The sequence below is a fragment of the Streptomyces sp. DSM 40750 genome (assembly GCF_024612035.1).
Classification (GTDB): domain Bacteria; phylum Actinomycetota; class Actinomycetes; order Streptomycetales; family Streptomycetaceae; genus Streptomyces.
In genome coordinates this window covers 9,650,271-9,674,104 of the sequence record NZ_CP102513.1, presented here as the reverse complement: position 1 = coordinate 9,674,104, position 23,834 = coordinate 9,650,271, and the positions used below count along the sequence as shown (strand labels likewise).

The 23,834-nt window shown below is 70.9% G+C and carries 24 protein-coding genes and 1 tRNA gene; 5 read left to right on the top strand and 20 right to left on the bottom strand.

Annotated features, from left to right (window positions below):
- Nucleotides 1–8 precede the first annotated feature (8 nt).
- Nucleotides 9–665 (bottom strand): response regulator transcription factor, encoded by a 657-nt coding sequence (locus JIX55_RS42375; RefSeq protein WP_257568513.1) that lies wholly within the window; start codon nt 663–665, stop codon nt 9–11.
- On the bottom strand, nt 662–2,992 hold the full coding sequence (locus tag JIX55_RS42370; RefSeq protein WP_257568512.1) for a sensor histidine kinase: 2,331 nt from the start codon (nt 2,990–2,992) through the stop codon (nt 662–664). Before JIX55_RS42370 ends, JIX55_RS42375 begins: the two co-directional genes overlap by 4 nt.
- A 488-nt stretch (nt 2,993–3,480) precedes the next feature.
- On the opposite strand from JIX55_RS42370, the gene JIX55_RS42365 reads away from it, so the two are divergent.
- Complete coding sequence (locus JIX55_RS42365) at nt 3,481–3,939, top strand: DUF4333 domain-containing protein (RefSeq protein ID WP_257568511.1); 459 nt, start codon at nt 3,481–3,483, stop codon at nt 3,937–3,939.
- Nucleotides 3,940–4,174: 235 nt separating this feature from the next.
- Here the strand turns inward: JIX55_RS42365 and JIX55_RS42360 are convergent.
- Nucleotides 4,175–4,251 (bottom strand) — tRNA-Pro (locus JIX55_RS42360).
- Nucleotides 4,252–4,404: 153 nt separating this feature from the next.
- Between JIX55_RS42360 and JIX55_RS42355 the strand changes: the two genes are divergently transcribed.
- Both JIX55_RS42355 and JIX55_RS42350 read left to right on the top strand, forming a co-directional pair.
- Entirely contained in the window at nt 4,405–5,106 is a 702-nt protein-coding gene (locus JIX55_RS42355) for a transketolase (protein WP_257568510.1), read from the top strand.
- A 139-nt stretch (nt 5,107–5,245) separates the two neighbouring features.
- Nucleotides 5,246–6,151 carry a transketolase family protein gene (locus JIX55_RS42350; protein WP_257568509.1) on the top strand — a complete coding sequence of 302 codons (906 nt, stop codon included), beginning with the start codon at nt 5,246–5,248 and terminating at the stop codon, nt 6,149–6,151.
- An 82-nt stretch (nt 6,152–6,233) separates the two neighbouring features.
- Here the strand turns inward: JIX55_RS42350 and JIX55_RS42345 are convergent, their stop codons facing one another.
- From JIX55_RS42345 to JIX55_RS42285, 13 genes are all read right to left on the bottom strand, one after another.
- Nucleotides 6,234–6,593 (bottom strand): MmcQ/YjbR family DNA-binding protein, encoded by a 360-nt coding sequence (locus JIX55_RS42345; RefSeq protein WP_257568508.1) that lies wholly within the window; start codon nt 6,591–6,593, stop codon nt 6,234–6,236.
- Between the two features lie 30 nt (nt 6,594–6,623).
- Entirely contained in the window at nt 6,624–7,151 is a 528-nt protein-coding gene (locus tag JIX55_RS51660) for a GNAT family N-acetyltransferase (RefSeq protein ID WP_443046752.1), read from the bottom strand.
- Nucleotides 7,152–7,188: 37 nt separating this feature from the next.
- Nucleotides 7,189–8,088 carry a LysR family transcriptional regulator gene (locus tag JIX55_RS42330; protein WP_257568507.1) on the bottom strand — a complete coding sequence of 300 codons (900 nt, stop codon included), beginning with the start codon at nt 8,086–8,088 and terminating at the stop codon, nt 7,189–7,191.
- Between the two features lie 46 nt (nt 8,089–8,134).
- On the bottom strand, nt 8,135–9,334 hold the full coding sequence (locus tag JIX55_RS42325) for a glycine C-acetyltransferase (protein WP_257568506.1): 1,200 nt from the start codon (nt 9,332–9,334) through the stop codon (nt 8,135–8,137).
- 55 nt (nt 9,335–9,389) lie between these two features.
- Nucleotides 9,390–10,418, bottom strand: a complete 1,029-nt coding sequence (gene tdh / locus JIX55_RS42320; RefSeq protein WP_257568505.1) for an L-threonine 3-dehydrogenase — start codon at nt 10,416–10,418, stop codon at nt 9,390–9,392.
- A gap of 198 nt (nt 10,419–10,616) precedes the next feature.
- Entirely contained in the window at nt 10,617–11,174 is a 558-nt protein-coding gene (locus JIX55_RS42315; protein WP_257568504.1) for a GAF domain-containing protein, read from the bottom strand.
- Nucleotides 11,171–11,770 (bottom strand): GTP-binding protein, encoded by a 600-nt coding sequence (locus JIX55_RS42310; protein WP_257568503.1) that lies wholly within the window; start codon nt 11,768–11,770, stop codon nt 11,171–11,173. The genes JIX55_RS42315 and JIX55_RS42310 overlap by 4 nt, the downstream gene beginning before the upstream one ends.
- Nucleotides 11,748–12,119, bottom strand: a complete 372-nt coding sequence (locus JIX55_RS42305; RefSeq protein ID WP_257569671.1) for a DUF742 domain-containing protein — start codon at nt 12,117–12,119, stop codon at nt 11,748–11,750. Before JIX55_RS42305 ends, JIX55_RS42310 begins: the two co-directional genes overlap by 23 nt.
- Before the next feature lie 2 nt (nt 12,120–12,121).
- Nucleotides 12,122–12,553 (bottom strand): roadblock/LC7 domain-containing protein, encoded by a 432-nt coding sequence (locus JIX55_RS42300; protein ID WP_257568502.1) that lies wholly within the window; start codon nt 12,551–12,553, stop codon nt 12,122–12,124.
- Nucleotides 12,554–12,621: 68 nt separating this feature from the next.
- On the bottom strand, nt 12,622–14,769 hold the full coding sequence (locus JIX55_RS42295; protein ID WP_257568501.1) for an ATP-binding protein: 2,148 nt from the start codon (nt 14,767–14,769) through the stop codon (nt 12,622–12,624).
- Nucleotides 14,770–15,351: 582 nt separating this feature from the next.
- Nucleotides 15,352–15,723 (bottom strand): hypothetical protein, encoded by a 372-nt coding sequence (locus tag JIX55_RS51200; RefSeq protein ID WP_331609105.1) that lies wholly within the window; start codon nt 15,721–15,723, stop codon nt 15,352–15,354.
- A gap of 60 nt (nt 15,724–15,783) precedes the next feature.
- The gene (locus JIX55_RS51045) at nt 15,784–15,993 is read right to left on the bottom strand and encodes a hypothetical protein (protein WP_306820148.1); all 210 of its coding nucleotides are present in this window, start codon (nt 15,991–15,993) and stop codon (nt 15,784–15,786) included.
- A 275-nt stretch (nt 15,994–16,268) separates the two neighbouring features.
- Nucleotides 16,269–17,447 carry an MBL fold metallo-hydrolase gene (locus JIX55_RS42285; RefSeq protein WP_257568500.1) on the bottom strand — a complete coding sequence of 393 codons (1,179 nt, stop codon included), beginning with the start codon at nt 17,445–17,447 and terminating at the stop codon, nt 16,269–16,271.
- A 195-nt stretch (nt 17,448–17,642) separates the two neighbouring features.
- On the opposite strand from JIX55_RS42285, the gene JIX55_RS42280 reads away from it, so the two are divergent.
- A complete protein-coding gene (locus JIX55_RS42280) occupies nt 17,643–18,821 on the top strand; it encodes a Glu/Leu/Phe/Val dehydrogenase dimerization domain-containing protein (RefSeq protein WP_257568499.1) in 1,179 nt (392 codons plus the stop codon).
- Between the two features lie 70 nt (nt 18,822–18,891).
- The gene (locus tag JIX55_RS42275; protein ID WP_257568498.1) at nt 18,892–19,512 is read left to right on the top strand and encodes a TetR/AcrR family transcriptional regulator; all 621 of its coding nucleotides are present in this window, start codon (nt 18,892–18,894) and stop codon (nt 19,510–19,512) included.
- 230 nt (nt 19,513–19,742) lie between these two features.
- On the opposite strand, the gene JIX55_RS42270 is transcribed toward JIX55_RS42275, so the two are convergent.
- The 4 genes from JIX55_RS42270 to JIX55_RS42255 form a co-directional block, all read right to left on the bottom strand.
- A complete protein-coding gene (locus JIX55_RS42270; RefSeq protein WP_257568497.1) occupies nt 19,743–20,528 on the bottom strand; it encodes an SGNH/GDSL hydrolase family protein in 786 nt (261 codons plus the stop codon).
- Between the two features lie 180 nt (nt 20,529–20,708).
- Nucleotides 20,709–21,434, bottom strand: coding sequence for a DUF1080 domain-containing protein (locus tag JIX55_RS42265; RefSeq protein ID WP_257568496.1), 726 nt, complete (start codon nt 21,432–21,434; stop codon nt 20,709–20,711).
- Nucleotides 21,435–22,045: 611 nt separating this feature from the next.
- The gene (locus tag JIX55_RS42260) at nt 22,046–22,666 is read right to left on the bottom strand and encodes a dihydrofolate reductase family protein (RefSeq protein ID WP_257568495.1); all 621 of its coding nucleotides are present in this window, start codon (nt 22,664–22,666) and stop codon (nt 22,046–22,048) included.
- Nucleotides 22,667–22,826: 160 nt separating this feature from the next.
- Nucleotides 22,827–23,834 carry a M23 family metallopeptidase gene (locus tag JIX55_RS42255; RefSeq protein ID WP_257568494.1) on the bottom strand — a complete coding sequence of 336 codons (1,008 nt, stop codon included), beginning with the start codon at nt 23,832–23,834 and terminating at the stop codon, nt 22,827–22,829.

Genomic DNA, 23,834 nt, shown 5'->3' with positions numbered 1-23,834 from the left:
GCCGTTGCTCAGAGGTCGTCGACGTCGACCAGCCCGTCCTGGATGGCCCGGGCCACCAGGCTTGCCTTGGTCCGCGCGGGGCGGCCGACGTTCGCGTACTTGATCCGCACCCGGTCCAGATACGAGTTGACCGTCCGTACGGAGATGCCGAGACGCTGCGCGACCAGCTCCTTCGACTCCGACTGGAACCATTCGATGAGCACGTTCTCCTCGCGTACGGAGAGCTGGGGGCGGTCGGCGCGGGTGTTCGTTCCCAGCGCGCCGGCCAGCGCGGGCGGCATGTAGGGCCGCTCATCGGCTGCTGCCAGGGTGGCCTCGACCAGGTGCTCTCGGCCCTCGCTCTTGGTCAGGAAGGTCGCGGCTCCCAGGTCCAGGCAGTTGAGCGCTGTCTTCTCGTCGTCCCGCATCGAATAGACGACCACCTGCCGCCCGGCGTCGACGAGTCTTCGAAGGCTGCCGAAGGCGGGGCCGCCCTCGCCCAGTTGCAGATCAAGGACGACGACGTCGGCCGTGCTGCCCGGCGCGGTCCAGGCTTCCCCTACGGAGCCGCCGGCCGCGACGACGGTGATGGGCCGCCGGGATGCGGCGTACCAGGCCTCTACGCCCGCGAGGATGGCGGGATGGTCGTCTACGACGACCACGCTGACCGGTGCGTTGTCACTCATGTCAGGTCAACTCCGGAGGCCGCCGGTCTTCTCCAGCCGGCCTCCACCCACACACTTCCCCCGCGCGTCGTCCTGACCACGGTCACCTTCGCGGCCGTGGCACGGCCGTGCGACGGCGCGACCTCTCCCGTGCCACGGCCGCCGGCGCAGTCCCCGCTGACCACGCTCACGCGTACCGCGCGAGGTGTCCACACGACAGTCACCCGCGCGGTCGAGCGGGTGCGGCCCAGAATCACCGCCACCGGGTCGACCAGCTCCCTGCGTACCTCCACAGGCACCTCACCCGGCCGGCCTCGTACGGCCAGGTTCACCGTCGCCCCCTGGTGCTCGGCCACCTCAATGCACGCCCGCAGCTCGTTCAGCAGCGGGTCGGAGACGGCATCGCTCTCCGCGAACAGGCGGCGCATGCGGGCGGCCTCCACGCCGCACCGCAGCCTGACCTCCTCGTCGTGCGGGCTCAGCACACTGTGGCCGAGGCCCACGAGCAGCGGCACTGTCGTCGCCGTCAGGGCGCGGTACCGCTCCTTGTGATCACGCTGCCTGGTCTCGTGGATGCGTTCCCGGGTACGCAGTTCTTCCTCCCGTGCGGCTGCGGTCCCCGCTGCCGGCGCCGTACCGTGGAGCAGGTGCGTCATCAGTGCACCGACGGAGAGCTGGAAGCCGCAGTTGGATATCGCGGAGATCCCCATGACGGCCGACTCCGCGGCGGTCGGCGCACCCGACAGGAACACAGCGGCCGCGTTGAGCCCCATATGCGCCCCGAGGAACGCCGCGAACACTCTGACCCGCAGGTCTGCCAGCAGGAACAGCGCATGCCAGCCGACCACCGCGAACGCCCAGTCCTCCGCACCTGTCAACCGCTCCGGCGCGAGCGTGAACGCGCATACCGCCGAAACGGCCAGCACCGAGCCCAGGCTCCACCAGCGCACCCTCGGCGGGATCCGCCTGCCACGCAGCAGATAGGCGCCCCCGGTCGCCGCGACGGCGGCGAGGCAGACGAAGGCCGCTGTCTGCGCCCACGCAGGGTGGTACACGTGCTGGTAGGCCGTGAGTTGGCTCAGCGACATGGTGAACTGCCACACCAGGCTGATCAGCAGCACGGCCAGTTGGGCCCCGTATAGAAGCTGCCCGCGGATGAGGCGGACGGCAGCCGTGTGGTGTATCTGGGCGCCAGGCGAGCGATGTACGCCCGCCACCCCCGCTCCGTCCCCTTTCTGTGACGCCCGGGTATGGGCGTGCCAGCGCCACTGCACGCGGGTCCCGGCGCCCGGTTGCGAGTCGACCGTGGCGGAGCCTCCGACCGCGTGCATCCTGCCGACGATGGAACCGGAGATGCCCCGGCGCCGCACGGAGACGGACTCCGGGGCGAAGCCCCGTCCCGCGTCGGACAGTTCGACGACGGCGCCGTCCTCCTCCATCCATGCCCTGAGCTCCGCTTCCCGCACCCCTGCATGGCGGCCCACATTGGTGACGGCTTCCCGGACCCCGTTGAATATCGCAAGCCCAGGGCCGGACGGCATCGTGAGCGGGCCGTCGATGTGCGTCTTGAGCCGCACCCTGGCCTGTCCCTCACCCTCGGGCACACAGTCGAGCAGCGCCGCGAGGTCGACGCTCCCCGTCTCGAATCCGGGTACGGCGGACAATGCCTCCAGATCCTGTCGTGCACGTGGAGGCAGCCACGACCAGTCCCGGCCGTCGCCCTGGGAGACCATCAGCAGCGTCGCGCTCGCCGTGTCGTGCAGAGTCGCCAGGTACTCGCGCTCAGTTGCCCTCCGTGCGGCGGCGACCTCGGCCTCCCGGCGCGACGCCGCCCTGGCCGTGGCCGACCGGTCAGCCGCCCTGGCCCGCGCCCGAACCACGAGGTAAGCGGCCCTCGACAGGCCCACCTGGACAAATATGCGCACCAGCGGAATCAAGTCGGGGCTGTGCGTGGGCGATGAGAGGATGTCGCCGAGCGCGCAGACGGCGGCCCCCAACACGGCCAGGGCAGCCCCGGCCATGGGGTGCGTCGCCCACTCGTACTGGAAAGCGATGATGCTGATGCCGACAATCGCCTCCACCATCACATCCGCGCCGTCGCCGCCGATCACCGGCTGGGACAGCCCCGTCAGCACCACCACGGCCGCGTCCAACGTCCACAGCAGGGCGAACGGGAGCGGGCGGCGCAGCGCGTAGAGGCGCACACCGCAGGCGAGGAGAGCGGGCACCAGCAGAGACATCGCCAGGGGAATCTCCGCCACGTCCGCCGAGACGACGCCCAGCGCACCGCACAGGCAGACCACGGTGGACCTGAGCCACACCCCGTACCGCTCGAGGGTCAGGTTCAACAGGCGCTCGCTGGACCTGGGCCCGTCTATCGGCTCAGCGGATCCATCCCTGTTCCCCTCATATCCCCCATGCCGCACAGAAGCAGGATAGTTGATCCACGATCAAGGCAGCATGCGCCTCCGGCCTGGGTGCGATGGAGTCGTCAGGGTCGGCCTTCTGGTTCCAGCTGCCGCTGCCTTCCGCGTCTTCCGGTGTGCGCGGCGGCCGTTCCCTGTGGGGCGAACGACCGGCACGTTCAACGACCGGGCCGGGCTACTGTGCCCGTCGTACGGAGCCGACACCGACAGGGGCATCCGGCAGTGGAGGGAACATGCGCCGTCCGCTGCCACAGCGCCCGCGTCTGAGGGCCGACCTTCCTTGGGGCCGCTCGGCGGAGCAGTAGGTGTTGATGATGTAACGGTCCAACTCAAACCGCTTATACGCAGAATCGATTCAGCCGATCTGCACTCCTGATCTTTGTCTCATCACCCATAAACAAGGGGACAGAATGCGGTACACGGGGCGCAACAAGAGGATTGCGGCCGCGGCGGCGATGGGCGCACTGACGGTGCTTCTCGCCACCGGATGCTCCTTGAGCATTGGCGACGTGGACAAGAAGAACGAGGCGACGGCCAGCGAGGCCACAACCGCCGCTGAGGAACAGCCGACGGCCGAGGAGAAGCCGGCCAGTGACGGCCCCGCGGAGCCCGAGAACACGGGCGTCAGCGAGGAGGGGGCCGTCCACAAGGCCCGAGTCGCGCAGACGATCGCCGACAAGCTCGCCGCGGACACCGGCAAGCGTCCCGACAGGGTCACCTGCCCTGAGCACCTCCCCGCCAGGGTCGGCGCCACGATCCGCTGCGAGCTCACTGCCGGCAGCGACACCCTCGGTGTCACCGTCACTGCCACCTCGGTCAACGGCAAGCGGGTCAATTACAACTTCAAGGTCGACGACAGCGTCCAGTAAACACAGAGCCAGCGCGACCCGTTCGGGAAACAATCCCGCCCGGCCACCGGCCCTGCGGCGACCGCCCGCGCCAGAGCCCCGGATCTGGCGCGGGTGAGACAGTCCGTTTCCTCCAGCCTGCCACCAGGCCGACCCTGCGACCGCCGGCCCTCCAGACACGCGAAGAGCCGCCCTCCAGACACACGAAGAGCCGCCCTCCCTTAACGAGAGAACGGCTTCCGACCTGCATCAAAGCTGGTCGGGACGACAGGATTTGAACCTGCGACCCCTTGACCCCCAGTCAAGTGCGCTACCAAGCTGCGCCACGTCCCGTTGCCCGTCTGACCTGGACTTTCCCCTGTCTGAACGTGCACGGAAACAATACCGCACTCGGGCTGGTGGTCGCGCACCCGTTTATCGAGGGGCACGGGGCCGCCTCCGCCGCCGCTTGACCTGAAGTTGAGTTGAGGTTGCAGGCTCGTCGGTATGACGACGACAGCGGAGCGTACGTACGGGTTCACGGATCTGCCGCGGCTGATGGGGCTGATGACGGGCGACGAGAAGCATGGGCCGGCGGCCACCTCCACCCTGGACGTGCTGTGGGTGCTCTACGACCGGGTACTGCGGGTGGGGCCGGGGCGGATGGAGGACCCGGAGCGGGACCGGTTTTTGTTGTCCAAGGGGCACGGGCCGATGGCGTACTACGCGGTCCTCGCGGCCAAGGGCTTCGTGCCGGTCGGCTGGCTGCCTGGCTTCGGCTCGTACGACTCGCCGCTCGGCCACCACCCGGACCGGGTGCTCGTGCCGGGCGCCGAGATCGGCAGCGGATCGCTCGGGCACGGGCTGCCGATCGCGGTCGGCACGGCGCTCGGCCTGCGGGCCCAGGGGCGGGTCGGCCCGGCGGTGTGGGTGCTGATCGGCGACGCGGAGCTGGACGAGGGCAGCAATCACGAGGCGATCGCGTACGCCGGGCCGGCCGGGCTCGACCGGCTGCACACCGTCGTGATCGACAACTCCTCCGCCAGCCATGCCCTGCCGGGCGGGATCGCCGCGCGGTTCGAGGCGGCGGGCTGGTCCGCCGAGACCGTGGACGGCCGGAACCACGAGGCGCTGTACGCCGCCTTCGTCGCGCCGCATCCGGGGCGGCCGCGGGTCGTGGTGGCCCGCGTCGAGCCGAAGAACGCCTGAGTTCCCGCAGACTCTCGCCCTGCCCCTGCCCCTGCCCCTCCGCCTCGCCCGCCTCTCCTCCTCGCCCGCCCCTTCGGCTCCTCTGGCCCACTCACCTCCCCGGACCTTGTCCCGCCTCCGCGAAAGGAATAACGACCCCATGGACACCATGCGTGACCGTTTCGCCCCTACCGCCTCCCGGCTGCTCGACGAGGATCCCCGGATCGCGGTGATCCTCGCCGAGATCGGCAGGGACGGCTTCACGGAGGCGGCGCGCAGGCATCCGGACCGGGTGATCAACGTCGGCATCCGGGAGCAGCTGCTGGTCGGCACGGGTGCGGGCCTGGCGCTGGCCGGGATGCGGCCCGTGGTGCACACCTTCGCGAGCTTCCTGGTGGAGCGGCCCTTCGAGCAGGTGAAGCTGGATCTCGGGCACCAGGATGTGGGCGCGGTGCTGGTCAGCGCCGCCGCCTCCTTCGACTGGCCCGCCGGCGGCTACACCCACATGGCACCCGGCGACGTGGCCCTGCTCGACACACTCGACGGCTGGACCGTGCATGTGCCGGGCCATCCCGACGAGGCCGAGACCCTGCTCCGGCACGCGGTCGGCGCGGGCGAGGGCAAGGACGACAGGGTGTACGTACGGCTGTCCGTGCAGTCCAACGGGCGGGCGCTCGCGGTGGACGGGCAGCGGTTCCTCACCGTGCGCGAGGGGGGCCGCGGGGTCGTCGTCGCCGTCGGGCCGATGCTCGACTCCGTCCTCGCGGCCGTGGAGGGGCTCGACGTGACCGTGCTGTACGCGACCACCGTCCGCCCCTTCGACACGGCCGCGCTGCGCCGGGCCACCGAGTCGGCCGGCGCGGATGTCGTGCTCGTCGAGCCGTATCTGGCGGGCACCTCCACGGCCGCCGCGAACGACGCGCTCGTCGATGTGCCGCACCGGGTGCTCGGGCTGGGGGTGGGCCTGCGGGAGCTACGGCGCTACGGGCGGGTCGAGGAGCACATGGCCGCGCACGGGCTGGACGCGGCCTCGTTGCGGGAGCGGATCGCGGAGTTCCTGTGGTAGCGGATCAGGGGGTTCCGGGGCGAGGTGGTCGACGGCGGCGCCGAGGTGACCGACGGCGGCGCCCCCGAGGGGCCGAGCCGCGTCAGTCGGCGGCCGGGGGCCCCAACTCCGGGTAGGACTCGACGAGTCCGGTCGGGGCCGCCTGGCGCCAGGAGTCGGCGAGGATGTCGCGCAGCTCCGGCTCGTCCTCCAGGGCGGACAGGCGCACCCTCACCCATGCGAAGCCCGCCTCGTGGTCGGCGATCCAGAACTTGTCGGGCTCGGCGAGGACCAGTTCGTCGCGCTCCTCCTTGGGGCAGCGCACGGCCATGGACGTCTCGTCCTCCGGCAGGGTCGCGAACATCTTCCCCGACACCCGGAAGGTGGGCATGTTCCAGGCGACCTTCTCCGTGGTGTCGGGCAGGGAGAGGGCGACACGTCGTACGTCTTCGGCATCCGGCATGAGACGCACCGTAGCGGTGACCACTGACAATCACCCGGCGGTCCCGTCTCCCAGCTTCCTATAGCAGATCGACGTCGGCCGCAGCGTCCCGTACGGGTCGGCCGCGTAGTCGGGGATCGTCCCGATCCGGGTCCAGCCGGCCTTGCCGTAGAGGCACTCGGCGGGACTGTCGGCCTCGGTGTCGAGGTGGAGCAGGGTGACGCCCGTGTCGACGGCCGCCCGCTCGGCCGTCGCGAGGAGCGCCCGGCCGAGGCCCTGCCCGCGGGCGTCCCGGTGGACCATCAGCTTGACGAGCTCCGCCCGGTGGCGGCTGTTGGGCCCAGATGTGCTGTTCCGGACCGGGCACGGGCGGCCCGTCGTACGCGATGTCCGCGCCCGCCGTGAGCCGCCCCTCGACCAGTTCGCCGCGCATCCCGGCCGCCGGCGGCGACACGGACCGCCGTACGAATCCGGAGGCCCTGTCCTCCCAGATACGGCCGGACCATGTCCCAACTGCTCAGCGAGGTCGAGTCCGAGCCCGTCTCCGTCGTCAGCGCGGGAGCGGGCCGCACATGACAGAGGCGGTTCAGGAGCGCGGCCGTGGGGGTGCGCTCTCTCACTCCGCCGCCTCCCCCAGCGCCTCCAGTACCGGCCGGATCAGCGGATGCCCCTCCGCGCCCCGCCGTACGGCGGCGAAGACGCGGCGCGTGGGGGCCACGCCGTCGACGGGGCGTACGACGACTCCCGCGAGGTCCATGCCGCGGAGGGCGGAGCGGGGTACGAGGGCGACACCGGCATCGGCGGAGGCGAGGGCGACGACGGCGCGGAAGTCGTCGGAGGAGTGTTCGAGGCGGGGCTGGAAGCCGGCGTTCTCGCAGGCCAGGACCACGACGTCGTGGCAGGGGTTGCCCGGGTAGGGGCCGATCCAGGGGTCCTTGGCCAGTTCGGCGAGCGGGACCTCGTCGGCGTCGGCCAGGCGGTGGGTGACCGGGACGACCGCGTCGAAGGGCTCGGCGTACAGCGCGACATGGGTCAGGCGCGGGTCGTCCGCGGCCGGGGCTCCCCGGTACTCGACGGCGACGGCGATGTCGACCTGGCGGTCCAGGACCATCGGGAGGCTGGCGTCGCCCTCCGCGTCCTGGACGCGGATGCGGATGCCGGGCGCGGAGTCGGCGAGGCGGGCCAGCGCGGGCGCCACGACCTGGGCGATACCGGTGGCGAAGGAGGCGACCGTGACCGTGCCGGCCGCGCCCGAGCTGTACGCGGCCAGTTCCGCCGCCGCCCGCTCCAGCTGGGCGAGGACCGCGTGGGTGTGGCCGAGCAGGATCTCGCCGGCCGGGGTGAGCCGTACGCCCTTCGCGCCGCGCTCGACCAGACGGTGGCCCGTCTCCTGCTCCAGGGCGGTCAGCTGCTGGGAGACGGCGGACGGCGTGAGATACAGCGCGGCGGCAGCCGCCGTCACCGTGCGGTGGTCGGCCACCGCACGGAGGATGTGGAGCCGCCGCGCTTCGATCATGGGATCGATTCTCTCAAATCCTGCTTTTTCCCGGACGAGGTCTTGCTCAGGCCTCCAGCTCGGCCCGGGCCGCCACGAACGCGTCCACCGCCCGGTTCACGTCCGCCGTCGAGTGTGCGGCGGACAGCTGGACGCGGATGCGGGCCCGGCCCTGCGGGACGACCGGGTAGGAGAAGCCGATCACGTAGACGCCGCGCTCCAGGAGCAGCTCGGCGAGGCGGCCCGCCTTCGTCGCGTCGCCGATCATGACGGGGGCGATGGGGTGGTCGCCGGGGAGGATGTCGAAGCCCTCCTCGGTCATCCGGCTCCGGAACAGCGCGGTGTTCTCGGCGAGGCGGACGCGCAGGCCATCGGCGGACTCAAGGAGGTCGAGCACCTTCAGGGAGGCCGCCGCGATCACCGGCGCGAGCGTGTTCGAGAAGAGGTACGGGCGGGAGCGCTGGCGCAGCAGGGCGACGATCTCGGCGCGGGCGGCGACGTAGCCGCCGGAGGCGCCGCCGAGGGCCTTGCCGAGGGTGCCGGTGATGATGTCGACGCGGTCCATGACGCCGTGCAGTTCGGGGGTGCCGCGGCCGCCGGGGCCGGTGAAGCCGACGGCGTGGGAGTCGTCGACCATGACCATGGCGTCGTGGCGATCGGCGAGGTCACAGATCTCGCGGAGCGGGGCCACATAGCCGTCCATGGAGAAGACGCCGTCGGTGACGATCAGCTTCCGGCGGGCCCCGCCTTCGGCGGCCTCCTTCAACTGCCGTTCCAGGTCGGCGAGATCGCGGTTGGCGTAGCGGAGGCGGCGGGCCTTGGACAGACGGATGCCGTCGATGATCGAGGCGTGGTTGAGGGCGTCGGAGATCACCGCGTCCTCGGGGCCGAGCAGGGTCTCGAAGACGCCGCCGTTGGCGTCGAAGCAGGAGGAGTAGAGGATCGTGTCCTCCTGGCCGAGGAACGCCGACAGCCGGGCCTCCAGCTCCTTGTGCACCTCCTGCGTACCGCAGATGAAGCGGACGGAGGCCATGCCGTAGCCCCAGCGGTCGAGGGCGTCGTGGGCGGCGGCGATCACCTCGGGGTGGTCGGCGAGGCCGAGGTAGTTGTTCGCGCAGAAGTTGAGGACCTCGCCGGGGCGGCCGCCCGCGGTGACGGCGACGGTCGCGGACTGCGGGGTGCCGATGACCCGCTCGGGCTTGTGCAGGCCGGCGGCGCGGATCTCGTCGAGGGTGGTGCGGAGGTCGTCGCGCACGGATTCGAACATCAGGAAGCTCCTCAAGGGCTTACGCGGAAAGGGAGTTACGCCGGTCGCACGGCCGTTACGCGGTCCAGTCCAGGATGACCTTGCCGCCGCGGCCGCTCGCCGCGTCGGCGAAGGCCGCCTCGTGGTCGCGGTAGCCGTAGCGGCCGGTGATCACGGGGGCGAGGTCGAGGCCGCCCTCCAGGAGGACCGACATCGCGTACCAGGTCTCGAACATCTCTCGGCCGTAGATGCCCTTGATGGTGATCATGGAGGTGACGATCCGGGACCAGTCGACGGCGAACTCCTCGGACGGCAGTCCGAGCATGGCGATCCGGCCGCCGTGGGTCATGTTGGCGATCATGTCGCGCATCGCGACCGCGTTGCCGGACATCTCCAGGCCGATGTCGAAGCCCTCGCGCAGGCCGAGGGTCCGCTGCCCGTCGGCGATGGTCGACTCGGCGACATTGAGCGCGAGGCTGACGCCGATCTTGCGGGCCAGTTCCAGCCGGTCCTCGCTGACGTCCGTGACCACGACGTGCCGGGCGCCGGCGTGCTTGGCGACGGCGGCGGCCATGAGGCCGATGGGGCCCGCACCGGTGATCAGGACGTCCTCGCCGACCAGCGGGAACGAGAGCGCGGTGTGCACGGCGTTGCCGAACGGGTCGAAGATGGCCGCGACGTCCAGGTCGACGGGCACGCGGTGCACCCAGACGTTGGTCGCGGGCAGCGCCACGTACTCCGCGAAGGCGCCCTGGCGCCCCACGCCCAGTCCGACGGTGGCCCGGCACAGGTGGCGGCGCCCGGCGAGACAGTTGCGGCACTTGCCGCACACCAGATGGCCCTCGCCGCTGACCCGGTCGCCGACCTGGATGTCGGCGACGTCACGGCCGGTCCCGACGACCTCGCCCACGAACTCGTGGCCGACCACCAGCGGTGTACGGATGGCCTGTCGGGCCCAGCCGTCCCAGGACCGGATGTGCAGGTCGGTGCCGCAGATCCCGGTCCTGAGAACCTTGATCAGTACGTCGCCGGGGCCGATCCCGGGCTCCGGGACGTCGGCGAGCCACAGCCCGGGCTCCGCCTTCTCCTTGACCAGCGCCTTCAACGGACGGCTCCTGTGGGTGAGGTCCCGGCGCGAGCCATGGCGAACAGGCCCGTACCGGGGAGAGGGGTGGGATCGCTGAGCAATCTGCCGTACGGCGGGACCCCGGGTCCATCGAGGTTTTCTTAACCTCCGCCGCAGCTTTCCTTCACACCCCGCCGAGCCGCGGGATCCGCCATGATGTGCCACCCGCTTCCGTCATCACGGGAACGCCTCCCGGCCCTCGATCCGCGCGGCCAGTTCCGCGGCCATCGCCTTGATGGTCTCCAGGCCCGCTCTGCCCCAGGGGCGCGGCTGTACGTCGAGAACGCAGATCGTGCCGAGGGCGATGCCCGTGCGGTCGATCAGCGGGGCGCCGAGGTAGGAGCGGATGCCGTGGTCGTCGACGACGGGGTTCCCCGCGAACTTCGGGTACTCGCGTACGTCTTCGAGGACGAGGCCCTTGCGGCGGACCACCACATAGGGGCAGAAGCCGCGGTCACGGGCCAGGCGACGATCCGCCCCGAGCACCGCCATGTCGGGCGTCGGCTCCGCCGACACATGCAGACCCGCGAAGAACTGCCGGTTCTCGTCGATGAAGTTGACCATCGCGTACGGCACCGTGGCGATCTCGGCGAGCCGGTCCGCGAAGGCGTCGAAGGCCGGTTCGGCGTACTCGCCGAGCCCCAGCAGCCGCAGCCGTCCGACGCGCTCGGGAGCGTCCCGGTCCTCGGGGGTGAGCAGCAGCCGGCCGACGGGACGCGGCGGGTCGTACGTCACGTGTGGGCTCCGTGGCTCGGCAGCTGTGCCGGGGTGTGGGCGAGGAGGTGCCGTACGAGGGTGAGCAGGGTCTGTACTCCGGAGCTGGAGATACGGGCGTCGCAGCAGACGACGGGGATGTCCGGGTCGAGGTCGAGGGCGGCGCGGACCTCGTCGGCGTCGTAGCGGAAGGAGCCGTCGAACTCGTTGATGGCGACGATGAAGCCGAGACCTCGCTGCTCGAAGAAGTCGACCGCGGCGAAGCAGTCCTCCAGGCGGCGGGTGTCGGCGAGGATGACCGCTCCGAGGGCGCCCTCGGAGAGTTCGTCCCACATGAACCAGAACCGCTGCTGTCCGGGTGTGCCGAACAGATAGAGCACATGCCGCGGGTCGAGTGTGATGCGGCCGAAGTCCATCGCGACGGTCGTCTCGACCTTGTTCTCGATGCCGTCGAGGTTGTCGGTGGCGGCGCTCACTGTGGTGAGCAGTTCCTCCGTGCTCAGCGGCGCGATCTCGCTCACCGCGCCCACGAAGGTCGTCTTGCCGACCCCGAACCCTCCCGCCACCAGGATCTTGAGTGCGGTGGGGAAGGGGTCAGAGCTGTCGTCGTAGTCCATCGAGCACTGCCTCCAGAAGAGACCGGTCTGTCGGGTTGTGGTGGAAAACCGGGGGCTTGGTGGTGAGTGCGCCGCAGTCGACGAGGTCGGACAGCAGCACCTTGGTGACCGCCGCCGGCAGCTTCAGGTGGGCGGCGACCTCGGCGACCGAGATGGGTGCCCGGCACAGGTCGAGCGCGGTCGCGTGCTCGGGGCCGAGATAGCCGAGGGGGGTCGCCCCGGTGGCCATCACCTGGGAGAGGAGATCGAGCGCGGTGGTCGGCCGGGTCCGGCCGTTGATGACGGTGTAGGGGCGAACCAGACGCCCGGCGGCGTCGTCGTAGAGGGGCCCGTCGCCGGCCGGGGGCACGCTCAAGGCCTCATCGCGGAGGGTTCGACGCCTTGACGGGGCTGGGTGACCAGGTAGGGGCGGACGCTCTTGACGAGCATCGCCATCTCGTAGCCGAGGACGGCGGCGTCGGCCTCGCGTCCGGCGAGCACGGCGAGGCAGGTGCCGGAGCCCGCGGTGGAGACGAACAGCAGGGTCGAGTCGAGTTCGACGACGACCTGGCGGACGTCGCCGCCGTCGCCGAAGCGGACGCCCGCGCTGCGTCCGAGGGAGTACAGGCCGGAGGCCAGGGCGGCCATGTGGTCGGCGCTGTCCGGATCGAGGCCGTGGACCGACTTCACGAGCCCGTCGCAGGAGAGCAGCACCGCGCTCGTCGTGTGCGGTACGCGCTGCACGAGGCCGCTCATCAGCCAGTCGAGATCGGATACATGGCCGGTCGGCGCATCGCTCGCCATGGTGGATCGACTCCTTGGGGTACGAAGGTCTGCTGGAGCGGAGGAGGTGGGGGGGGTGAGGGGGGTGGTCATCCGGCCGGTGTGCTCCCGTCCTGCCGGGGCGTGAGGTCGAGGGCCGACGGCGGTACGGCTGTGGGGGCGACGCCCCTGGGGTTTCCGCCCAGGGGCTGGGTGGCGTCCCTGTGGGGCGCTTCCATGTGGGCCAACTCCATGTGGAGCGCGTCCGTCCGGTCCGTGCCGCCGCGTGACGTCGAGGCCGGGTAGCCCGTGTCCGACTGGCCCATGTCGATGCGGGACGCGGCGTCGGGGGCGGGGGGTGCGAGGTCCACGGAGGGCGTGTCGGGCGTGGAGGTGCCCCAGTCGGAGCTCTCCATCTGGCGGGCCTCGGCGAGCCCGATGCCGCGCTGGAATGCGGCCATCAGGCCGGGGTCGTGGCTGATGTAGTGGTGGGGGTCCCTACGGGGCGCGGGCGCGGGGCCGCCGCGGAGCTGGGGCACGATGTGCTGCTGGGCGCGGCGGCGCGGCAGTTGGGGCTTGCCCATGGTGCCGCGTACGGTGCCGGCGACGCGTGGGGTCGGGGGCGTCGCGGTGTTCTCCGCGACGGTCCGCCGGTCGTCGGGGCGGATGCCGGGCACCGCCTCGGCCGGGTTGGGCCGCTCGTCGCGGGCGCCGCGCACGGGCAGCGGGGTCGGGCCGCCGCTGCCTCTGCCCGGCCTCTGCTGACCGCTGCCCCGGCCGGGGCCCTGCTGCCGGGGCACGGAGGCCCGCGCCGGGCTCGGGGCGGACCGGTGGCCGGGCTCGGGGCGTGCGGACTGCGCGGGTGCCGACCGTCCGGTGCGGTCGTTCGCGGAGCGTGCGGACCGCTCGGCCGTCGAACGGTCGGCAGAGCCGGATACGGACGCCCGCTGGGGAGTGGCGGGTTGGGCGTGGCGGGGCCCGGGGATCGGGCGTCGTACGCCGACCTGCTGGGCGCGCGGCTGCGACTGCGCTACGTCGCCGAGGGCGCCCGGTTCGCTGCCGAGCAGGCCCTGGGGGACGACGCACGCGGCCTGGACACCGCCGTAGATGTTGGTCTGGAGGCGGACCTGGATGCCGTGGCGGCGGGCCAGCTGGGAGACCACGAAGAGGCCGATGCGGCCGTCCTGGAGGAGGCTTGCGACGTTCACCTGGTCGGGGTCGGCGAGCAGGGTGTTCATCTTGTTCTGCTCGGTGACGGGCATGCCGAGGCCTCGGTCCTCGACCTCGACGGCGAGCCCGGAGGTGACGAGGTTGGCGCGGAGCAGCACCTGGGTGTGCGGGGCGGAGAACACCGTGGCGTTCTCGACGAGTTCGGCGACGAGGTGGATGACGTCGGCCACGGCGTGCCCGCGCAGGGTGCCGTCGACCGGGGGCACCAGCTTGACCCGGGAGTACTGCTCGACCTCGGCGATCGCGGAGCGCAGCACCTCGGTCATGGAGACGGGGTTGCTCCACTGGCGGCGGGAGACGGCGCCGCCGAGGACGGCGAGGTTCTCGGCGTGGCGGCGGATGCGGGTGGCGAGGTGGTCGACGTGGAAGAGGCCCTTGAGGAGGTCCGGGTCCTCGATCTCGTTCTCCAGGTCGTCCAGGATGGAGATCTCGCGCTGCACCAGGGACTGCAGCCGCCGCGCCAGGTTCACGAAGACTTCGAGCTTCTGTTCGTTGCCCGCGTGGCTGGAGAGCTGGGAGGCCTGGACGACGGCGGTGACGGCGCTGTCGTGGGCGCGGGCCAGGTCGGCGGTGAGCAGCTCGAAGTCGTCGGCGTCCGCGGCGGGCTTGGCGCGCGGTCCGCGTGCGGGCGGCTGGTCGCCGCGCCGGAGCGCGTCGACGAGGGCGCGCAGGTCGTCCTCGCTCTTCGTGCTGACCTGGCGGAGGGCGCCCAGGCGTTCGCGTACGGACTTGGCGGTGCGGCCGGCGGCCACGGCGGCGATCACGATGCCGGCGAAGGCCACCAGAGCGGTTCCGCCGAGTACCGCCCACAGGGTGAGGCTGAACCTGGCTCCGCCGGCCCGGACGGTGAAGAGCACGGCGGCGCAGGCGCTGAGGGCCACGGCGGTGGGGGGCAGGACCGCGAGGCGCAGCAGCTGTGGCCGTATGTGGATCTCGGGCAGCGAGGGGACGGCGCGGGTGGCCGATCGCCCGTGCCGTCCGCCCTCACGGCGGTCTGCGCGTGCGGCCGGTGCGCGAAGGTGAGACATCAGCGTCCTCGTACTGGTCCGTCTGGAGTGTGGGGGGTGCCGCAGCTGGGCGACTTGGGCATGCGCCATCGCGTGTCGGTCGTGAGAGTCGAGGAATTCGGCCCAGCGTCGTCCGACGGCAACTCACAGTAGTCTCCAACGCGTCATGTGCGGTGCGCAGTTGACAAATACCTCCGTAATGCGTCCCGCTCTGGTATGAGGGTTCGCACGACAGGCCGATAATTCTTCGGACGCATGTTCCTGTCGAATTATTTTTGCGGATGGATTTTGATCAGAGCTGGTCAGAACAGGGCGATAACAGACGACGGGGGCCGGAGAGCAATGCGCTCTCCGGCCCCCGTCGTCAATCCAGAAATCACCCTGTCGGGAGAATTCTCGACCCGTTCACGGTGTCGGTCGCCACCTCGACAAGGGTGTCCGAGACTTCCTGCCATTCGACGGTCGACAGGGTCGGCGGAGGCGGCAGTTTGCGTACGTGTCCCCGTCCCGAGGGCCGGTTCTCCGTGTGGGAGATCTGGGGCTGTCTGCTGAGCGGCGGCCGACTGGTCGTCGTCCCGTACTTCGTCTCAGGCGAACTTGGTCTCAGGCGAACTTCGTCTCCCGCGAACCGGGCCGGTTCCGGGACCTGCTGGTGGCGGAGCAGGTCACCGTACTCAGCCAAATCCCCTCCGCGTCCGCCCAGTTGCTGGACATCCACCACACCGACGTAAGCGCGTCGGCGGCGCGGGGGTCGCGCTCGGCTGTCTCGGCCAGGAGGAGCTGACCGCCCGGCGGTTCGTGCCGTACCCGTTCGCCGACGGCACCCTGTACCCCAGTGGTGACCCGGGACGGCTTCGCCCGGACGGCCGTCTCGAACACTTCGGGCGCATCGACGGCCAGGTGAAGATCGGCGACTTCCGGATCGAGCTGGACGAGATCCGTGCGGTCCTGCTGGAGGACCCCCGCCGTCCGCACGACCGCCGTCGTCGCACGCCGCGACGACCCGGCGGACGCCGCCACCGCCCGGATCGACGCCTACGCCGTTCTGACCAGTGAGAGGAACACCGGCGCGGCCCGCGAGAGGGCCGCCTGGCTGCGGCCCGACCACATGCCGCCGACCGCGGTCACCGCCATGGACACACTGCCGCTCAAGGCCAACGGCAAGCTGGACGCATCGAGGCTGCCCGAGCCGACCCCCGTCGCCACCGGCGACACGACCGCGCCGCGCACGGACGACACGCTCACCGTTCAGCTGACGGAGATCCGGAGCGAGGTCCTCGGGCTACCCGTCAGCCTGGACGACGACTCCGAGCTGGGCGGCAACTCTCTCTTGGCCGTCCGCACCGGCGCCGCGCCACGGGGCCGGGGCCCGCCCTCCCCCGCGGCTGCGCGAGCTCTACCGCCACCCGACCATCCGGGCCACGGTCGCGAACCTCAAGGGGGCGGCCCCCACCTGACACCACGCCGGAGAACCCACTCGACCCCGCACAGGAACGGCCCGGGGATCCCGGCGGAGGGCGTCAGCTCTCCGCCACCAGGTCCAGTTGCTCCCCCACCGGCGGCCAGGCGGCCCAGCCGCCGACCGGCTGCTGGGACACGCCACGCCACCAGGGGCTCACCGGCGGTGTGCTCTTCGGCTCGAACGGCTCCCCCGGCTGTGGCGCGGCCATCGTCACCCCCGCGCCGTGCGTGGCCCACATCATGCGCTCGCCCGGCTCGGCCCAGGCGTGCATCGCCAGGTTGAACGTCGCCCAGTGGATCGGCATCATCACACCGCTCAGCCGGCCGCCCTGGAGGTCGAGGTGGCTCTGCAGCCCCTCCTCGGGAGTCATGTGGATGTCGGGCCAGAACTCCGAATAAGCACCGACCTGGATCATGGTGATGTCGAACGGGCCGTGCTCGGCGCCGATGTCCTTGAAGCCCTCGAAGTACCCGGTGTCGCCGCTGTGGTAGATCCGGTGCTCGTCACCGGCGACGACCCAGGAGGCCCACAGCGTGTGCTGGGTGTTGCGCAGCCCACGGCCGCAGAAGTGCCGGGCGGGGGTGGCGGTCAGGGTGAGGCCGCCGACCTTCGTGGCCTCCTGCCAGTCCAGCTCGCGGATCCGGTCCGCGGAGACGCCCCAGTGCTCCAGATGGGCTCCCACGCCGAGGGGGACGGCGAAGACCGTGTCCGTGCCGGCCAGCTCCTTGATCGTGGGCATGTCCAGGTGGTCGTAGTGGTCGTGCGAGATGACGACGACATCGACCGGGCCGAGCGCGGCCAACGGCACCGGCACGGGGTGCAGCCGCTTGGGCCCGGCGAAGGCGAACGGGGAGCAGCGCTCGCCCCAGACGGGGTCGAAGAGCACCCGGTACCCGTCGATCTCGGCGAGCACACTGGAATGCCCCATCCAAGTGATCCGCAGACCGCTCGCCGGGGGCCTGGCCAGGTCGGCGAGGGTCGTGGAGTGAACGGGAATCAACCCGGCCGGGGCGCGTCTGACGCGCTCGTCCTTGCGGAAGTAGCTCTTCGCCATCGCCGCCGCGGCACTGCCGGAGGGGCGGACCCGGGCGCCCACGGGGTTCACGAAGACCCCGTTCGCGAAGTGCGGGGATCTACGGATCCGCTCCAGCCGGGCACCGCTCGGGTCCGCGCCGAAGGCGGCGGGCCGCGCTGCGCGCAGCCCCGAGCTCAGAGAACGGGATCCGGAACCGGACACGGCACCTCCTGGTGGGTTCGCTCAGGCATCCCATTATGGTCCGCCCCTCCGACAGCGCCGGGTCCAACCCGTCACCGCGCGATGCAATACTGACCAACTATTCAGTAGATCCATTTGTTCCCCCCACCTTCATCTCCCTCCCTCTCCGCACACTTCCTCCCCACTCCACCACCCCAGGCCACCCCGAGGAGCCCCGTGACCACCTCCTTCATGTCGCTGACCTGGACCGATCACGTCACGGGTCAGCGAGGCTTCCTCGTCGTGGACCGGCTGGTGCGCGGCGTCTCCAGCGGCGGGCTGCGGATGCGTCCGGGCTGCACGCTCGACGAGGTCGCCGGGCTCGCCCGTGGCATGACCATGAAGGAAGCGCTGCACTACGACCCCAAGGGCCGCTACATCCCGCTCGGCGGCGCCAAGGGCGGCATCGACTGCGACCCCCGGCACCCGAAGGCGTACGGCGTCCTGGTGCGCTACCTGCGCGCCATGCGCCCGTACATCGAGGCATTCTGGACGACCGGCGAGGATCTCGGACTCACCCAGGACCTGGTGGACCGGGCGGCCGCCGAGGCGGGCCTCGTATCGACGATCCAGGCCGTCTACCCCCTCCTGGACGACGAGCAGACGGCCCGCCGGAGACTCACGGACGCCTTCCAGGTCCAGGTGGACGGCATCGGCCTGGACGAGCTGGTCGGCGGCTGCGGAGTCGCCGAGTCGGTCCTCACGGCCCTGGACCGGGCCGGGGTGCCGTACACCGGGACGCGGGTCGCCGTGCAGGGTCTGGGCACCATGGGCGGAGCCACCGCCCGCTTCCTCGCACGCGCGGGGCTCACGATCGTCGCCGTCGCCGACATCAAGGGCACCCTCACGAACCCCGCCGGCCTGGACGTCGAGGCACTGCTCGCCGCCCGCGACCCATTCGGCACGGTCGACCGCTCAGTACTCCGCCCGGACGACCACGAGTCCCCCGGTGACACCTGGCTCGCCACCGACGTCGACGTACTCGTCCCCGCCGCCGTCTCGTACACGATCGACACCGCCAACCAGCGGCACATCACCGCCCGGCTGATCGTCGAGGCGGCCAACATGCCGGTCCTGCCGAAGGCCGAGGAACTGCTCGCCGCGCGCGGGGTCACCGTCCTGCCGGACGTCGTGGTCAACTCCGCCACGAACGCCTGGTGGTGGTGGACCCTGTTCGGCGACATCGGCCCCACCGCGGACGAGGCGTTCGCCCACACCCGCCGCTCCATGCGCGCCCTCGTCGACCTGATGCTCGCCCGCGCCGAGGCCGACGGCACGACCCCCCGGGCGGCCGCCCACGGCGTCGTCGCCGACCGGCTGCCGGTGATCGCGGAACGGTTCGGTTGGTACCGCTGACCGCTTCCGGCCCGGTCATGGGTGGCCGAAGACCACGGTGGTCACTGGCGGGCGTAGGTAGGGTTGCCGCGTGGGCAGGGTGCGGTTGAGTGTGGCCGAGCGGCGTGAAGAGCTGCTCCGGGCCGCCATCGAGCAGATCCAGGAGCGGGGCGTCGCGGCGGTGCGGATCGCCGACGTGGCCGCCGTCCTCGGAGTGAGCAACGCCTTGGTGCTCTACCACTTCTCGACCAAGGAACGACTGGTCGCCGAGGCGTTCCGGTACGCGGCCGAGGACGACCTCGCCCAGCTGCGCAGGCTGCTGGGCCGCCGCACGACCGCGCTGCGCCGGCTCAGGACGGCCGTCCGCTGGTACGCGCCCACCGGCCAGGCCAAGGGCTGGCGGCTCTGGATCGAGGGCTGGGCGGTGTCCCTCCGTGAACCCGCCCTCCGCGAGGTCACCCGCGACCTGGACAGACAGTGGAAGGCCGCACTCACCGAGGTCATCGAAACCGGCGTGGCGGCCGACGAGTTCCGCTGCCCGGACCCACCGGCGACAGCCCTCCGCCTCACCGCCCTCCTGGACGGCCTGGCCGTACAGATGACGACCTACGGCGGAGCCGTCTCACGCGCCCGCGCCCAGGACTGGGCCGACGAGGCCCTGGCCCGCGAACTGGGCCTGGACCGCGAAGCCCTGACAGCCACCACCCGCTGAGAGGACAACAGCCACCCGACCGCATGCATGCACGCACGTCACAACGGCGGACTGCCCGCACGACGGCGGAAGGGGCCGTGCCGCTGCGTCAAGCCCGTCGCATACAGCGGCCCGGAGAACCCCACCCCATCAAGTCCGGGCAGTAGGGCACCAAGCGACGGGCTGACGCACCGGCACGGCCCCGACCCCCGACGAACCCGCAGGCACCCCGTCGTCCGCGGCGGCTCCGCTCAGGCCACCGACTCGATCCGCATCTTGATGTCGTCCGGCGACAGATGCCCCTTCGCCGACACATGGTCCCCGGAGGACTCCCCGCGCAGCCGCCGCCCGATCCACGGCACCAGATACTCCCGCGCCCACTGGATGTTGTCGCGACGCATCTCGAACGTGCCGCGCGGCGGCAGCGGAGGCCACGGCTGGTCGGGATCGGCCGGGATGTCGACGCCGAGCACCTGTCCGGCACGCAGCGCGACCCGGGTGTGCCCCTCGGGCGAGAGATGCAGCCGGTCGCCGTCCCAGGCCCGCCGGTCCTGGATGGTCTTGAGGGACCACAGGTCCAGTACGGGGCAGCCGTACCGGTCGGCGATGGCCCGCACATGCCCGTTGTACGTGGCGATCTTGCCACGCAGATGCCGGAGCACAGGCACATCACGCGTATCGAACCCGGTGGTCACCATGACGGTGCCGATGGCCGAGGTGAGCGTCGAGACCGCCCGCTCGAAGCGCTCGGCGACCTCGTCGGGGTCGGTGCCGGGCCGGATGATGTCGTTTCCGCCCGCACAGAAGGAGATGAGTTCCGGCGCGAGCTCCAGCGCGCGCGGCACCTGATCCTCGACGATCTGGTCGAGGAGCCTCCCGCGCACGGCGAGGTTGGTGTAGTCGAAGTCGCCCTCTGGCACCCGGTCCGCGAGAAGCACCGCGAACCGGTCGGCCCAGCCGACGAACCGCCCATCGGGCCCGGGGTCGCCGACGCCCTCGGTGAAGCTGTCCCCCACCGCCACGTACGACCCGATCATTGATCTGCTGTCATTCGAATCGTCTGCCACATCGGCCCATGATTCACCTTCCGATGTGACCTACGCGACCGTAATAAGGGGTTGACGGGCGGTGAGATAGACCACGTGTCAAGTATGGGGCAATCCGGAATACAGCAGGTCGGAGTGGCCGCCCACCGCCACCCCGACCCTCTCGACCACTCAGCGGCGACCGGAGAACCTCCACACCCGGAAGCCCTCGATCCGGAAGTGACTCCAGGTGGTCCGGAAGGCGAAATGCCCACTCGTGTACGGCTCGGGATCGACGTAGTCGAACACGAGCCGCCCGTTGTTCCACCACCGCACGGTGGACCCGTCCGAAACGATCCGCACGTGGTTCGGCTCGTTCGCGACGAGCAGCGGCTCGGTGTAGTCGTGGATCAGCGGCCGGACGCCCGCCTCACCGACGTATCGGCGCAGCCGCGTCGTGGTGTTGTAGTTGGCCCCGTAACCGGAGTAGTAAGTCTTCAGATAGTCGTACTCTGCGAGCGCGCCGCCGCGCGGAGTGGCGAAAAGATCGTCGGGCGACCGCACGTCGACGGCGTTCCAGAAGTTATTGAGATCGGAAACCCGATCATTGACGCCACCCTCGGAGACCGGGGTGGCCGTGTACTCGATGACGCAAGGCCCTTCCAGTCTCCGCCTGAACCACACCGTCGCACCCGCCGGCACATCGACCTCCAGCACGCCACGCGAGGCCGTGACCGCTCCGCCCTTCTCCAGCTCCAGGGCCCACTGACCAAGTCCATGCCGGAAGTCGTCCTTCGCGATCAGCCGACCGCGACGACGCGGGGTCGCGTCGTCAGCCGCAGCCGCAGCCGATGCCGGTGCGAATGCCGCGAAAGCGGCACCTGCGGCAAGGACTCCAAAGGCTCTACGAGTGGTCATGACACTCCTTAAGCAGAAGGGAAACGAGCAGGTCGGCCACCTATCGATGGCCCTTGGCACTCGGATGGACGGTGCCATGAAGGTCCCCGTCCGCCATCGAGAGCCAACCGTTCGTGTCGGCGAACTGCGTGCATCGGTCCGCGAGTTCGCCGGCCACGGCGGCGAGGTCGTCGGCGTCCCGTTCCGAACGCGCCGGTGCGCCCGCGTGGTTCCAGCCGTACGCGGCCCCGCCGGCCGGCACTCCTCCGTTCCCGGTCCGGATCACACCCTGCCGCCCGAAGCCACTCCGGCTCCAGCGGCCCTCGTGGACGAGCCGCCGGCCACCGCCGCACCGCCAGGACGCACCTCACGACGGGATCCGATCGCCGATGAGCGCGAGGTTCCGGATCGGCCACGAGCACCCACCGGGCGGCGGCCGCGACAGCGGCGCCCCTGATGACGGTGCGTCGATCGACGCCGGACACGGGTGACCTCCGAAGGAACAGAAAGCGCTTACGGAGATCACTGTGTCCCCACAGTGACGCGACTGTCGAGACTTCGATCAGCCATGCCACACGACCGCAATGCGGTGATCACGGATTGCGCCGGCCCGGCGGTACGGACCTGCCGGGTCACTTCACGAAGCGGTACTTCAGGTGGGTGGCGAGGGGTGTGTCGACCACCCTGACGGTTTCGAGGTTTCGCCGCCCCGCGGTGGTGCCCGGTCCCTCGAAGAGCCGCAGCCCGTCTCCGAGGAGCGCGGGCACCACGTGCAACTGCAGCTCGTCGATGAGCCCCGCAGCGAGGTACTGCCGTACCGTGCCCGCCCCGCCCGCGATGTCGACGTTCCTGCCCCCCGCGGCCGCCTTCGCCTGGTCGAGGGCGCTGTGGATGCCGTCGGTGACGAAGGTGAAGGTGGTGCCGCCCTCCTTGACGAGAGTCGGCCGGGGGCGGTGGGTGAGCACGAAGACCGGGGTCCGGAACGGCGGGTTGTCGCCCCAGAACTCCTCGCCCGTGTCGTACATCATCCGGCCCATGACCACCGCTCCGGTGGCATCGAACCACTCGCGCATCAGCTCGGAGTCACGGTTCTCCTCCCCGCCGGTCATGCCCTGGCGCTCCCGCCAGCTCGCCAGATTGTGGATCCACTCGAAGAGCGGCTCGGCGCCGTCGCCTCCCGGGTTGTCGAGGGAGACGTCGGTGCCGGCGATGTAGCCGTCGAGGGAGATGGCCAGATCCGCGGTCACGGTCACGATGGGTGCTCCTGAAGTCGTGGAAGGTACTGCCTTCACCCTCACGTCGATCAGGAACCGGCGCATTCGACATCATCGGCGCCCCGCGAAAATCGTCGGCCGACGCCGAAGGCCGGACCCCGGGGATCATGGGGTCCGGCCTACGCGGGGCGGCGGTGCGTCAGACGCTGACGCCCTTCGACCGCAGGTACGCCAGGGGGTCGATGTCCGAGCCGTAGCCAGGGGCCGTACGGATCTCGAAGTGGAGGTGCGGCCCGGTGACGTTGCCGGTCGCGCCTGAGAGGCCGATCTGCTGGCCGCCGCTCACGGACTGGCCCGCGGAGACGGAGATCGAGGAGAGGTGGGCGTACTGGGCGTAGTAGCCGTCGGCGAGCTGGATGACGACCTGGTTGCCGTACGCGCCGCCCCAGCCGGCGGAGACGACGGTGCCCGCGCCCACGGCCTTGAGGCTGGTCCCGGTCGGGGCCACGAAGTCGACGCCGGTGTGGTAGCCGCTGGACCACATGCTGCCGGCGGTCTTGTACGCGGTGCCGACGGTGGCGCCCTGGATCGGCGAGCTGAAGCCGGAGCTGTTGGACGACGAGGACTGGCCGCTCGACGTGGAGGTCGACGCCTGGGTGTCCTTCGCCTCCGTCGTCTCCTTCGTCGAGGAGTCGGAGGACTTCGACGACTGGGAGGACTTCGAGGACTGCGACGACTGGGTCTTCGTCGATGACTCCGGCGTACCGCTCGACGCGGCCCGGCCGCCGAGGCTGAGCTTGAGGCCCGGGTGGATGAGCGACGGGTCGGAGCCGATCGCCGCACGGTTGTCGGAGTACAGCTGCTTCCAGCCACCCTCGACGTCCTGCTCGTCCGCGATCTTCGCGAGGTAGTCGCCGACCTTCACCGAGTAGGTCTTGGTCGCCGCCTTCTTGGTGGAGGTCTTCTCCGCCTGCGCGGCCTTCTCGGCCTGCTCTATTCGCGCGCTCGCCTCGGCCGTGGCCTTCTCGGCGGCGATCGTGGCCGTCTTCTCCGAAACACCGGAAACGGCGGCCGTCGGAGTCGCGGCATGGGCGCCGGCAGCTCCGATCAGCGGCAGTGCGAGCGCCGCGCCACCGGTCCCGGCGGCGGCGATGGAGCGGGTGAAACGCTGGGACTTCGGACGGCGGTGCTTACCCTTCGCGGGCAT